Below are 12,752 nucleotides of genomic sequence, written 5' to 3' on the forward strand. Positions count from 1 at the left end.
TCGCCACTCCCTGACGATATATTATTATTGATGTTGAACTGGCTCCACATTTAGGGCTTCATTATACAAGGCTTCATATTGCCAAACTGATTGCTGCCAATGGAACAGCGATTCCATTGCTCGGTGACGCATGGCTTTGAATGCTTCATAATCTTCTAAATAAAGCAGTAAAGCTCGGCGCAAGGTATTGAGCAAATCAGCGGGTTCGGGATCATAAAAGATATGCCCTGTGGCTTTTAAGGGATCTTCATCAAAGTCGGTCACGGTATCTTTTAAACCACCAACCCCACGAACGATGGGGAGGGTGCCATAGGCTAAGCTATACATTTGGTTGAGACCGCATGGCTCAAACAGAGATGGCATGAGGAAAAAATCCGCACCAGCTTCAACTAAGTGGGCGAGCTCGTTGCTAAAAGCATGAATAAAGCGCAATTTATTTGGCCATTGCTGCTCTAAAGTCTGTAGCTTGGCAACGATCCCACTATCCCCAGTTCCGACAATAATCACCTGCACGTTGTGGCGTAAAAATTGTTCTAAGGCTGGAAGTAGTAAATAAAAGCCTTTTTGCTCGGTTAAGCGACATACCATGCCAAAGATCGGCGCATTGGTTTGTGGCAAGTCGGCATTTAGTTGCAGGGCTTGCCGACATACGGCTTTACCACTGAGATCACTTTGAGAGTAGTTGCTTGGAATTAGTTGATCGGTTTTTGGATCCCAATCTGAATAATCGCAGCCATTGAGAATACCAACCAAATCGGCACGACGTTGTTCAAAGTAGTCACATAATCCATGAGATCCTAAACGGGTCAGTAATTCCTGTGCGTAATTTGCGCTAACGGCATTGATTTTGTCGGCAAAGCGGATCCCCGCTTTGAGTAAATTAATACAATTATAACCATCTAAAATTTGATCTACTAAGCCATCGGCTAAGCCTTCTAATAGATGGAACTGGTGTTTTTCAAAGATACCTTGAAAAGCAGCATTGTGAATGGTTAACACCGATTTACTATTGCAGAAAAAAGGGTGATGGGCGTATTTTTGCTTCAGAAGGTAGGGGACTAAAGCGGTATGCCAATCGTTGCAATGAAAAATATCGGGTTTAAAGTCTAGGGCTTTGGCGACTTGAAAAACGGCTCGAGAGAAAAAAGAAAAACGCTCGCCGTTATCGTCGTAAGCAAATTCACCTTCACTATAAAGTTGATCTCGATCGAAGTAGGCTGGTTGTTTAATGAGATAAACAGGCACATCTTCTAACATTAAACGATATACCGAATATTCTATATCGTCTATATGATTGGCGGTATGCAGTCGCAAGTCGAGCAGTTTTTCAGCCTCATCATGTCGTTTCAAAGTTTTATAAAAAGGCATGATGATTCTTACGTCTTGTCCATGCTCTTTGAGGGCAAGTGGTAAGGCTTTAGCTACATCGGCAAGACCACCAGTTTTGGCTAGGCTTTCTACTTCAGAGGCTAAGAATAGTATCCTGACAGGATGGGCTGTCACAGGTCGCTCCTTTACTAGTGAGGCACCAAATGGTTCCTCATAAGTGACGATTCTAGAGTAAATGCTTGGTTGTTTTCAAGGCAAATCGATGGATTAAAATCCAACCTTGGCACTTTTCGGAACAACAACAATACCTTCTGGTGATACAGTGAAACGTTTGCGGTCTTCCTCTAAGTTTTCTCCGATGACTGTTCCGGGGGCAATTTCTGCATTTTTGTCGATAATTGCGCGACGAATATGACAACCTTCACCAATCCGACAGTTGGCAATTAACACCGATTCACTGATCACTGAGCCGGGGCGAACATGGCTTCTAAAGCCGAGTACGCTACGATTGACTTCGGAGCCTAAGACAAAACTTCCTGCTGACACTAGGGATTGGCTAATACTTACTTTTTTATCACCGACATCTTTAAAGGTGGCAGGCGGAAGCGGCGGGTAATAAGTGTGTAACGGGAACTGGGGATTATATAACGAGAAGGGGGGCTCTTCTTCAAGCAAATCCATATGGGCAGCCCAGTATGCGTCGAGAGTTCCTACATCACGCCAATAGCCGCTGGTGGTTTCGCCAGGGATATCATTTTGAGTAAAGTCATAAGCAAAAACTTTACCCAGAGGATACAGTTTTGGAATAATGTCGTTGCCGAAATCATGGCTAGAATTGGGATCGACTGCGTCTTCATAGAGGGCTTCAAGCAGTACTTTTCTTTCAAACACATAGTTTCCCATCGATGCCAGTACATGATCGGGGTCACCGGGGATGGTCTTAGGATTCTGTTTGGGTTTTTCTTCGAAGCCGATCATCCGACCTTCTTCGTCAACTTCAATAATACCGAACTGATCTGCTTGTGCTTTCGGAACTTTAATTGCCGCGACGCTTAAAGCCGCTTCTTTGCGACGATGTTCATCGACCATTTGTCGAACGTCCATCTTATAGATATGGTCACTGCCAAAAATACAGACGTGTTCCGGTTCGTTGATTTCGATAAATCGGGCATTTTGGTAAATCGCATCTGCGGTACCGTCATACCAACGTTTACCAACTCTCATTTGTGCAGGTACGGCATCGATGAAGCGATCGGTAATTCCAGATAAGTGCCAAGCTTGGCGTAAGTGAATGTTGAGTGATTGTGATTTGAACTGGGTGAGAACGTAGATTTTTAGAAAGTCAGAGTTTACAAAATTGTTTAAAGCGAAGTCTATGAGTCGGTAACTTCCTCCAAAAGGTACCGCTGGTTTGGTTCGACTTTCGGTAAGTGGGTAGAGGCGAGTGCCTTCGCCGCCAGCGAGGATCATCGTAAGTATTCCAGCCATTAGACCTTGTCCCTTAATTTATATGTATTTTGAAATCGTTTTCATTGTGCCTAGGTTTAGTTTGCAGATATTTACTTTAAAGTAAATAGCAGACTCTGCGTTTTAATTAATCCGTGAGCAATTAATATTTTTTTAGTGACAACATCGTAAAATTTTGAATTTTTTGTTGTCAAATACGCTTTCATAGGAGGTGAAATGCTGCTTAATTAAGGTTTCGTATTTTAGAAAACTATTGGCCACAATCCATAGCTCACCCTGTGTATTTAAGTGTTGCTTGGCTTGCGCTAGAAACCTTTCGGTGGTTTCATACTGGGTATCGATGCCTGCATGAAAAGGCGGATTACTCACTATAAAATCAAAGCATTGTTTCACTTCCATTAAACCATCAGAAGCAATTACCGTTCCATTTAAGTTATTTATCATTAAGGTCGCTTGGCTACTGGCGATAGCGTATGCACTTACATCGAGCAGGCTGATATCGATTTCATACAATAGTGCTTGGCTTGCACCAATAATGCCCGCGCCACAACCGAAATCGAGCACCTTACCGTGAAGTGGCGGCAAATGCTCGAGCAAAAGTTGACTGCCATCATCGAGTTTACCGTGATTAAATACGCCAGGTAGTGAACTGACTTTCAATCGCGTTTCACCTAATTGAACTTCAAATGTGCTATCCCAATGCTCGGGCAGAAAACCAGGGGCGACTTGCAGCAGTTGTCCGTAATACAGGCCACAACGTCGGGCACTATCTATCTTATTCAGCCTCACTCCAAATTCAGCCAACATTTTTTCACAGCTTTTTACGCCAGTTCGGTTTTCTCCTATCACAAAAATATCGGCACCTACTTTTAGCTGTGGCAGTAAGCAAGCGAATAAGTAAGCCGCTTCCTGTTTCGACTTGGGCATGTAAAACAATAGTGCGTCACTATGGGTCGCTAACTTTGGAGTCGCCGAAAACTGACTGTTTATTTTGGGATCTGCGATCGATTGAAAATAGCTAAATTGGCCATAATGGCTGCAACATAGTTGCAATGAGGCAACTTGTTCTAACAGCTCTTTGGGGTAGTTATCGTAGAGTTGGCCTGCAACCACTAAATGTTGTTGTACAAATAAATCTTGATGACGGGCGAGTACTTGACTAGTTGGGTGCAGTGAGCTGTTCATAGTTTGGCTTTGGTTACTCAGTTTTGTGGCCGCAATAATAGAAACTTTTGCCGAAAAAGGCTATCTCATCACGGCTTCTGCGGATTTATTTTTCAGGTTACTTGACTTTTTATACAAGCTAAGCAAACTAGCTAGCAGCTATTCGTTTTATTAAGGATACTTCCTGTTGCCATATGTTATAGAGTTTAAAAAGTATAAACGGCCCGCAATTAAACGCGGGTGGTTAATGGCTGGGTGTGAGTAAAACGTAACAACTTTTTTGAACCCGGCCACTGTGACCGGGTTTTTTTATTTTTGATGTAAGTGATGGAGCGGGCATGTTTAGAGGATCGATTGTAGCGTTGGTGACGCCCTTTATTGAAGGCAAAGTAGATTATGCGGCGATTCGCGAGTTAGTTGAATGGCATATTAATCAAGGTACCCATGGTATTGTTCCGGTCGGAACCACCGGCGAGAGCCCAACCTTAAGCCACGATGAGCACATCGCTGTGGTGAAAACAGTGGTTGAGCAGGCGAAAGGGCGGGTTCCAGTGATTGCTGGTGCGGGGTCGAATAACCCACTTGAGGCGATTGAATACACCAAAGCTGCACAGCTAGCCGGCGCTGATGCCACCTTGCACGTGGCGGGTTACTATAATCGGCCGAACCAAGACGGTTTGTATCAGCATTTTAAAATGCTCCACGATGCTACCGATATTCCGATTGTTTTATACAATATTCCACCACGAGCGGTGGTTGACCTGAGCCCTGTTACCATGGCTAAGCTGGCACAGTTGCCGCGGATTGTTGGCGTGAAAGATGCCACTGGCGATTTGTCTCGCCCTTTGTTTGAGCGTCAGTTAATCGCCGATGATTTCTGTTGGTTAAGTGGTGAAGATGCGACCGCTGTTTCTTATAATGTGAGTGGTGGACAAGGCTGCATTTCGGTGACGGCTAACGTGGCTCCTAAACTGTGTGCGCAAATGCAACAAGCCACTTTAGACGGGGATTATGCGAAAGCCAGTCAAATTCAAGATAAATTGCTGCCCTTGCATCAAGCAATGTTTATTGAACCGAGCCCGGCGGGTGCGAAATATGCAATTTCATTGCTAAACAAGTGTCAAGAAGAATGTCGTTTACCGGTGACGGCTTTATCCGAGAGTACTAAAAATCGTATTCGCCAAGCGATGCAAGCACTCGAATTAATTTAGTCGCCTTCGCTTTCCCTAAGCCGAGCATACTCGGCTTTTTTTGGGCTGTATAAGTCTAAATATCCCTTTTGCTATACTTCTAGCTACTAGCCGCTTATTAAGGATGGGTTGTGGTGGAAATTGATTTAGTAGGTTTTTTTCATCAGGTGGTTGAAGATGATAGCGGTTATTGGTTATTCCAAGCGGCGGAGGGTTTAGTCAGTGTAAAATACCCTTGGCAAGGTCAAGATTTGGAAAGCTTACCAGTAGAGCAATGGTTAAAACGGGTTGACTCTCGTTGCCGGAGTGCTTTTCAACAAGCCTTGTACGCTAGCTTATCGGCGAATACCGCCTTTACTTGCCATTACTGCCACACTGAAGACGAGTGGCTGCGTATTCATGGCGTGCCAATGGCGATCCAAGGGAAGCAAGTCTTACTGGCGAGTGTACTCCCGCTAACGATCCCTTTAATTAATGATGAAGCGAAGTTACGTGATCCGCAAAGTGGCTTACTGTCGGCGTCTTTATTCCGCGAACTGTTGATTCAGGCGATGCGTTTAAGTCATCGTAATCAAGAGCCTTTCGCCATTCTCACCCTGCATTATTTAAGTGATGATGCCGCTTTGGTATGTGCCATCGTTGCAAAGGTATTACAGCAGCAATTACGCCGTTCAGACAGTATTGCTCAGTTTAGTGATGGCGAGTTAATCGCCTTGCTTTACGGTGCCAGTCAAACCGCTGCTGCCGCCATCGCTGAAAAACTCAGCTCGCAGTTACAGCAACAGCTACAAGGCGTGTCGTTGGATAGCTTCCAGCTGGGGTGGGCATACTATCCTGAACATGGTGATAACGCAGATACTTTGTTAGCGCATCGTTTAGATATTAAGCAGCAGCTCAGCTTCTAATTAATATCTGTTTAGCTCAGGTTTTGAGCGGGTACTTGTTGCCTAAATCGGTAGCTTAACTTGGCATAAAGTTGCTGCTCTGCCTGTGTATTTTGAGTCAAAATAGTAGACATGGCCCGATGATTGTCGTTGCTTATCTTGAATGGAGGTCACTGCAATCGTGCTAAGTTGAGGTCCAATAAAGCAGCATTTGCTAACTAACTTACTGGGAAGTTGATAACTATCAACAATTCGTCGTTGTTCCAGATCGAATCTGAGTAGTTTACCGGAATCAATACCAGCCAACCAATAGCCAGCTTGGGAATCAAACATTGCCCCATCGGGCCTAAAATCCAAATCAGTGGTATTTAAGAATTTGCGATGATCAAGGATCTGGCCAGTTTGTTGGTCATATGCACATTGCCATATTTGCTGTTCTGTCGGGAACGAATCCGAATACATGAGGGTTTTCCCATCGGGAGCGAAGGCCATTCCGTTAACGGTATATAGCGACGACACCTGTTGGCTGACTGAGCCATCTAAGTCCATTCTATAAATCGATGCTCGGCCATCAAGTGACTGACTGCCAAACCACCATCGACCCAAGTTGTCGCAGCAAGATTCATTAAAGCGATTATTGGTTTGGTTCGCTTCAAGCTCCTGTAGCTTGACGTAGTTATGGTTGTTGGGGCTTAAATAACCGAGCTGATTTTCTAGTGCGAGCAAAATTGCGCCAGATTGATGTAAGGTGAGACAACCAACCTCTTCAAACAATAATACTTCGGAATACTGCTGGATGGTGAAGTCATAGAAGCATACTTTTTTGGCTTTGATATCTGCCCAGATTAACCGGTTGCGGCTTGCGTCCCAAAGCGGACTTTCTCCGAGTTGATTCGCTGGGCAATCTAAAACGTGAACCGACATGGGGCGTTATTTCCTTGAATAGATCTGTTGTTGGCAATTGAATAGGGGTAATTTGCTTTAAAAACAAATCATTATCAAGTGAAAGTCGGGATGATTGTTTTAAGAACTGAATTTGAACTTTTACTTTATGATCTACGGTACTCGGCCTGCGTTATGTCTGCATATGGCCGTAGTTTGCGAGCAGATTGCCCAGTTTTAGTTGGCGCTTTCGATATCATTTTTATTGGTAAGAGAGCTGTGTATGTTTGCAGGAGCCTTGACTCTTCAGGCTCTTGCTAGCAGTTGTGGACCACGAGTGCCTTTTTCTTCCATGTATTGATAATACAGGCGAATATGGGTTGCCGATTGGTCGACACTGGCGCCCATGGCCTCGCGGATCTGTTTACGATTGGCTTGTTTTGCATCATCGCTATCACGCAGCTGGGTTGCGGTTAAACCGGGTTTTACATCGTTATTGCCAAATACAGCGGAGCCGGGGTTGCTCATTTGTCGCCGTGCCGTATATTCGGTTAAGGTTTGCCGAGGCGCCGTATTTTCTATTCGTTCTCGAGCTTTATAGACGGATTCGAATGAGGCAGCTTGTAAATTGTAATTAACTTGCATAGAGAGCGACCTTGCCGATGAATTAGATACTTTATTGATCCGCTAATTTATCGGCCAATTGTCATTCATCTTTAGGATTATTAGCTGCAGGCTAAGTAATGAGCAATGTGCGCATTAGCTGGATGCGCTGCTAAGTGCTCGGTTGCGGCGAATTGACGAGTCTGACCTTGTTCTATAAATGCTACTCGCTTGGCGACGCGCTGCGCATCTTGCCATTGGTGAGTGACCATGAGCACTGCAAATTGCCATTGCTTGGCTAAATCTTTCACTAAATCTAAGCATTCTAGGCGTAGCACAGGGTCGAGGGCACTAAAGGGCTCATCGAGTAATAAAATTGGTTGCTGGCGCAATAAGCAACGCGCTAAGGCCGCGCGTTGTTGTTGCCCACCAGAGACTTGGTCGGGGCGTTTGTCGAGCAGACTCGTAATGCCTAAGCTGGAGGCAACTTCATGTAGCTGTTGCTGTTGCAGTTGGGTGAGCTTGAGTGCAGGGCTAATGCCCAAGGCGATGTTTTGTTCTAAGCTCAGATGATGAAACAAATTATGTTGCTGGAACAACGAGGTGACAGGGCGCTGCGCGATTGCTAGGCTTAACAAGTCTTGCTCTTGCCAAGTGAGTTGGCCTGCACTCGGCTTGACAAAGCCAGCGATCAGTTCCAATAACGTACTTTTACCACTGCCACTGGCACCTAGTAGCGCGACTACTTCACCCGCTTCAACGGTTAATTGATAAGTGAACGGTTGCTGTTGCCGAAGGCAAGTGAGTTGTTCAATTTTTAACATGCTTGCGCCCTAAACTGATATCGAGTAATAAAAATATAGCGCCGCAAAGGAGTAATAGGATCAAAGCGGTGGCACTGGCTAAGGCATACTGATAGCTGCCGAGTTGTTGGTAGAGTAACAGCGGCAAGCTGACCACATCAACATTCCCAATCAATGCGATTACCCCCATATCTCCCAGCGACAATACCATGCATAAACCTAAAGCCATGCTTAGCGGTTTACGCAGCAGGGGCCACGCGAGGTAGCGCACCTGACTGGTGAAGGGCAGTGCTAAGCTTAGACTCAACTTACGATACTGATTTAGCATATCGTTGAGTGCTGGTTTCATGCTACGAATAAAAAATGGCAAGCTCATTAAGGCGTTAATCAGGGCGACTAAGTATTGGGTGTAATGGTCGATGTTAGCGCGGCTGATAAGTAGGAAAAATAGCCCAGTGGTAATCACCATCGCTGGTGTTAACAACATAATTGATGCCAGTAGTTCCTGCAATTTACTGGTATGTTGCCGGCGTTGTTGCTGTTGGTTATTTGCATATTGGACGAGTAAAGCGGTGCCTAATAGTAGCACCCATAGGCAGCTTTGCAGAGCAATATTGAGCGACCAGTAGGTGCTATTGAGCCACAGCTGCCAAGGGAGTTGCTGCCAGTTTAACTGCTGCAGCGGACTAAAAATGCCGATAATGACTGATAGAATAAATAAATAGTAGAACGCAATCAGTAGGCGATAGCTGCTGCGTTGTCGGGCGCTTGTAGGCATTGGTTCCAGGTAGGACTGCTGCAAGCGGAGCGCATCATTTTGTTCTCGCCCGAGCAAGAGCCAGCCAAGACTGGCAGCAATCAGTAATTGTAACAATGCGCATTGCAGTGCAAAGAGCGGGTCAAAGTCGTAGCGTAAGGCTTGATAAATCGCCACCTCAAGCGTGGTACTTTTAGGGCCTCCTCCCAACGCTAATACGATGGTGAAGCTGCCAAAACAAAGTAGAAAAACTAGGCCAAACAAGCCGTTGAGGCGGGAGCGTAGCAACGGCCATTCGATATTGCACCAGCGTTGCCAGTCACTAAAACCTAGCTGTTTCGCTTGGCGCCAATAGCTGGCGGGGACATCGTTTAGTTGCAGGTAGCAATAGCGGGCGACTAAGGGCATATTGAGAAAACAATGAGCCAATAAAATACCGGGTAAACCGTATATATTCCACGAAAATGGGCTCAAGTGTTGCAAAAATCCATTATGTCCAAAACTTCCGACACATCCTAGTACCACTAAAATCACTGGACTGACAAAACACAAATTGGCTAAACGTAATTGCCATGGGATGGTTTTGCTGGGTAGATAAAACCAGGCTCGGGCGACTAATACCCCGCCAACACAGGATAGTAATGCCGAGAGTAAGGCTTGCCATAGGCTAAAGCGTAGCACTCGCCAAAGGTAGGGGGCGTGAAAGGCTGACCAACTTAGCGCTGTTGCTTGTTCGGCTAAGCCATAGAACGCGGCGACCACGATCAAACAGATCACCGTGGTCGCGCTGTAGCCGAGAAGGGCGGGAAGTTTAGACACCGAGGTTCGTTTATTGACTTACTGCATTACGCCATTCTTTAGTCCATTGTTGACGCTGTTGACTCACAGTTTGTGGGTCGAGCGTTAGGTTTTTGGGGCTGATTAATGTACCGAAGGCTTCGGGTAATTCAAGGTCGTTTGTCACCGGTAACATCCAGTTGCTGGTGGCAATAGTTTGTTGCGCGGCTTTGCTTAACAAGAAGCTTAAAAACTGCTTGGCTAGCTGTGGTTGTTTGCTAGTGGCGCTAATGGCAGCCACTTCAATTTGGCGCATATGTCCTTCACTAAACTCTGCCGCATGGTAACGATTTTCTTGTTCGACGATTATATGGTAGGCCGGTGAGGTGGTGTAGCTCAGTACTAAATCAGCTTCGCCTTTTAAAAACATGCCATAGGCTTCACTCCAGCCTTTGGTCACAGTGACAGTTTTTGCCTGTAACTTTTGCCAGGCTGAGCTGGCCTTGTCGCCATATAGGGCTTTAACCCATAACATTAAACCCTGACCCGGTGTACTGGTGCGAGGGTCTTGATACAAAATCGTACCATCGAAGTTGTTGATCAGTTGATCCATCGATGTCGGTGGCTGTTTGAGTTTTTGATTATCGTAGATGAAAGCAAAATAGCCGTAATCGAAGGGGATAAAATCTTTATCTTGCCAATCGATGGCAAGTTTAGGTAAGTCGAGTTGGTGGGCTTGCACCGCATTTAGTGCCTTTGTTTCAGGAATAAGATTGGTATCTAAACCTAAAATTACGTCGGCTTGGTTGCGTCCGCCTTCTAATTTAAGACGATTCAAGATGGCAACCCCATCATCTAAGCCGACCCAGTTAATGCTACAGTCGCATTGCTTTTCAAAGGCTTTGGTGAGCGCCGGTCCTGGCCCCCATTCAGAGACAAAGCTCTGGTAGGTATAGACTGTTAGCGGTGTTTTAGCTTGGCTATTAAAGCCGACAAGGCTGATTGCACAGCAGGCTAGCCATAGCAGTTTTTTCATCTTACACTCCTTGATTATTGATTGCGCTTGGACCATTGTTGGATGTTGATTTGTTAGATAATGCGCTGCCCCCGTCAATTTACGGGTACCTGCAGCGACACCTCGCCCCTTTGTTAAAAATTGAGCGTTTGGCCGGCGGTCATCAGCACTCGTGGTTACTGGAAACGGAAACCGAACGGCTTGTCTTACGCTTAAATCAACAACAGCCTTGTTACGGCTTGGATTATCAACGCGAAAGGGAAGTATTACAACAGCTTGAGGGGCTTCCGTGGGTAATCAGTTTACATTCTTTAAGTTATCGTCATCAATTTTTGCTGTATTACTATCAAGTTGGTGAGGTGGTTAGTGCGCAGCAGTGGCAGCAACCGACCTTATGGCAACAAGTGCTCGCGATCCTTGAGCAATTACCAGCGCGAGGTCGGGGCCTGCCTTTTTTCGATATGCCGAAGTATTTACAGGCTTACGTTAGTGATGTGAAGGCCAAACCGGCACAAGGCTGGCGGGCTAAAGCTCTAGCATGGCTCGAGCGACAACAATGGCCTAGTGGCGTAGCCTTTAATCATCACGATCTGCATCTAGATAATCTGTTGCTGACTCCAGAGCAGCGTTTGTTGGTGCTGGACTGGGAATATGCGGCTTGCTCGATGGCAGGCTGGGATGCCGCCAGTGTTGCTCAGCGTTGTCCGGTCGATCTCCTGCAACGACAACAGTTACAACAGCTCTCTGGTTTAAGCGGCGCTCAGTTTGATTTGTTAGTGAATGCAGTGGCGCTGTTAGACTTGGCTTGGTATTGGCAATATCAGCCAGAGTTGCCGTTACTTGCCGAGCGCAGCCAAGCATGGCTGATGACAGTGAGCGCTTAGCTGAGGATTGGTGTTAAATATTTGCTTGAAGTTAGCGCCAAGCTAAGCAGTTCATGTTCACAGCTCACCGACGAATAAGCTTTTACTCACGCTGTATCCAAGAGCAGCCAAGTGCTGGCTGTTCTTGGAGCCTTGTCGTTTACTCTTCGGCTAAGATTTCGGCGCGCCAGTTGCCTTCGCCGTTTTCGCCTAAGGTGTCGGCCAGGTAGGGCAGTACTTGTTGCATCTCTTTCATTAAGGTCCAGGGCGGATTAATCACGATCATGCCACTGGCGGTCATGCCAAACTCGTCGCTGTCGTGTTGAATGCCTAATTCAAATAACTGGATATTCCGGATCCCGCTGTTGAGCAGCGCTTTTTCCAGTTTGTCGATGCGAAAGCGTTCGACCACCGGATACCATAGTGCATAGCTACCCGAGGCAAAGCGTTTGTGCGATTCAATCAGGGTTTTGACCACCGTTTGATATTCATCTTTAACTTCGTAAGAAGGATCGATCAATACCAGGCCGCGACGTTCTTTTGGTGGCATCAAAGCAATACAAGCTTGGTGGCCATTCTCTTGACGGATCTTACAGCGACGATCTCGTTGAAACAGGCTGTGCAGTGGTGCCTGTTCGCTGGGGTGTAGTTCGTGCAGAAACAAACGATCATCGCGGCGGAGCATCATTTTGGCAATCCACGGCGAGCCCGGATAATACTGACGGGTTTTCTCGGGATGTAATTGATTCACCAGTTTCAGATAGCTTTTTAACAACTCCGGCAAGTCGTCGGCATCCCATAACTTGCCGATGCCATTTTCGAATTCACTTCTTTTGTTGGCCTCTGGACTATTTAAGCTATAGGCGCCGGCACCCGCATGAGTGTCGATGTAGCACAGTGGTTTATCTTTCTGGGTGAGATAGGCAATGATCCGTTGTTGTACTAAGTGTTTCAGTACATCGGCAAAATTACCCGCGTGGTAGGAGTGGCGATAGCTTAACAAAGTGTAGTCTCGGCT

12 protein-coding genes are annotated in these 12,752 nt (G+C 46.0%); 3 read left to right on the top strand and 9 right to left on the bottom strand.

Going from position 1 to position 12,752, the window contains the following annotated elements; genetic code table 11:
• Window positions 1-24 precede the first annotated feature (24 nt).
• The 3 genes from glgA to rsmC form a co-directional block, all read right to left on the bottom strand.
• Window positions 25-1,503 (bottom strand): glycogen synthase GlgA, encoded by a 1,479-nt coding sequence (glgA, locus tag ACRRSX_RS05985; RefSeq protein ID WP_432454107.1) that lies wholly within the window; start codon window positions 1,501-1,503, stop codon window positions 25-27.
• Between the two features lie 93 nt (window positions 1,504-1,596).
• Window positions 1,597-2,817: a glucose-1-phosphate adenylyltransferase gene (glgC, locus tag ACRRSX_RS05990; RefSeq protein ID WP_432454106.1), complete on the bottom strand. Its 1,221-nt coding sequence runs from the start codon at window positions 2,815-2,817 to the stop codon at window positions 1,597-1,599.
• A gap of 132 nt (window positions 2,818-2,949) precedes the next feature.
• A complete protein-coding gene (gene rsmC / locus ACRRSX_RS05995; protein ID WP_432454105.1) occupies window positions 2,950-3,981 on the bottom strand; it encodes a 16S rRNA (guanine(1207)-N(2))-methyltransferase RsmC in 1,032 nt (343 codons plus the stop codon).
• Between the two features lie 317 nt (window positions 3,982-4,298).
• Here rsmC and dapA point away from each other — a divergent pair, with 317 nt between their 5' ends.
• Both dapA and ACRRSX_RS06005 read left to right on the top strand, forming a co-directional pair.
• On the top strand, window positions 4,299-5,171 hold the full coding sequence (dapA, locus tag ACRRSX_RS06000) for a 4-hydroxy-tetrahydrodipicolinate synthase (RefSeq protein ID WP_432454104.1): 873 nt from the start codon (window positions 4,299-4,301) through the stop codon (window positions 5,169-5,171).
• Window positions 5,172-5,284: 113 nt separating this feature from the next.
• A complete protein-coding gene (locus ACRRSX_RS06005; RefSeq protein ID WP_432454103.1) occupies window positions 5,285-6,055 on the top strand; it encodes a diguanylate cyclase domain-containing protein in 771 nt (256 codons plus the stop codon).
• 42 nt (window positions 6,056-6,097) lie between these two features.
• Here the strand turns inward: ACRRSX_RS06005 and ACRRSX_RS06010 are convergent, their stop codons facing one another.
• The 5 genes from ACRRSX_RS06010 to thiB all read right to left on the bottom strand — a co-directional run bounded on the left by ACRRSX_RS06010 (window position 6,098) and on the right by thiB (window position 10,892).
• A complete protein-coding gene (locus tag ACRRSX_RS06010; protein WP_432454102.1) occupies window positions 6,098-6,958 on the bottom strand; it encodes an SMP-30/gluconolactonase/LRE family protein in 861 nt (286 codons plus the stop codon).
• A gap of 264 nt (window positions 6,959-7,222) precedes the next feature.
• Window positions 7,223-7,561, bottom strand: coding sequence for a hypothetical protein (locus ACRRSX_RS06015; RefSeq protein ID WP_432454101.1), 339 nt, complete (start codon window positions 7,559-7,561; stop codon window positions 7,223-7,225).
• Between the two features lie 80 nt (window positions 7,562-7,641).
• A complete protein-coding gene (gene thiQ, locus ACRRSX_RS06020; RefSeq protein ID WP_432454100.1) occupies window positions 7,642-8,343 on the bottom strand; it encodes a thiamine ABC transporter ATP-binding protein in 702 nt (233 codons plus the stop codon).
• On the bottom strand, window positions 8,330-9,898 hold the full coding sequence (locus ACRRSX_RS06025) for an ABC transporter permease subunit (protein WP_432454099.1): 1,569 nt from the start codon (window positions 9,896-9,898) through the stop codon (window positions 8,330-8,332). The genes thiQ and ACRRSX_RS06025 overlap by 14 nt, the downstream gene beginning before the upstream one ends.
• A 10-nt stretch (window positions 9,899-9,908) precedes the next feature.
• Window positions 9,909-10,892: a thiamine ABC transporter substrate binding subunit gene (gene thiB, locus ACRRSX_RS06030; RefSeq protein WP_432454098.1), complete on the bottom strand. Its 984-nt coding sequence runs from the start codon at window positions 10,890-10,892 to the stop codon at window positions 9,909-9,911.
• 50 nt (window positions 10,893-10,942) lie between these two features.
• Here thiB and ACRRSX_RS06035 point away from each other — a divergent pair, with 50 nt between their 5' ends.
• Window positions 10,943-11,755 (top strand): phosphotransferase, encoded by an 813-nt coding sequence (locus ACRRSX_RS06035; protein WP_432454097.1) that lies wholly within the window; start codon window positions 10,943-10,945, stop codon window positions 11,753-11,755.
• 139 nt (window positions 11,756-11,894) lie between these two features.
• Here the strand turns inward: ACRRSX_RS06035 and ACRRSX_RS06040 are convergent, their stop codons facing one another.
• On the bottom strand, window positions 11,895-12,737 hold the full coding sequence (locus ACRRSX_RS06040) for a 23S rRNA (adenine(2030)-N(6))-methyltransferase RlmJ (protein WP_432454096.1): 843 nt from the start codon (window positions 12,735-12,737) through the stop codon (window positions 11,895-11,897).
• Between the last annotated feature and the right edge of the window lie 15 nt (window positions 12,738-12,752).

The sequence above is a fragment of the Agarivorans sp. QJM3NY_30 genome (assembly GCF_050870855.2).
Taxonomy (GTDB): Bacteria; Pseudomonadota; Gammaproteobacteria; order Enterobacterales; family Celerinatantimonadaceae; genus Agarivorans.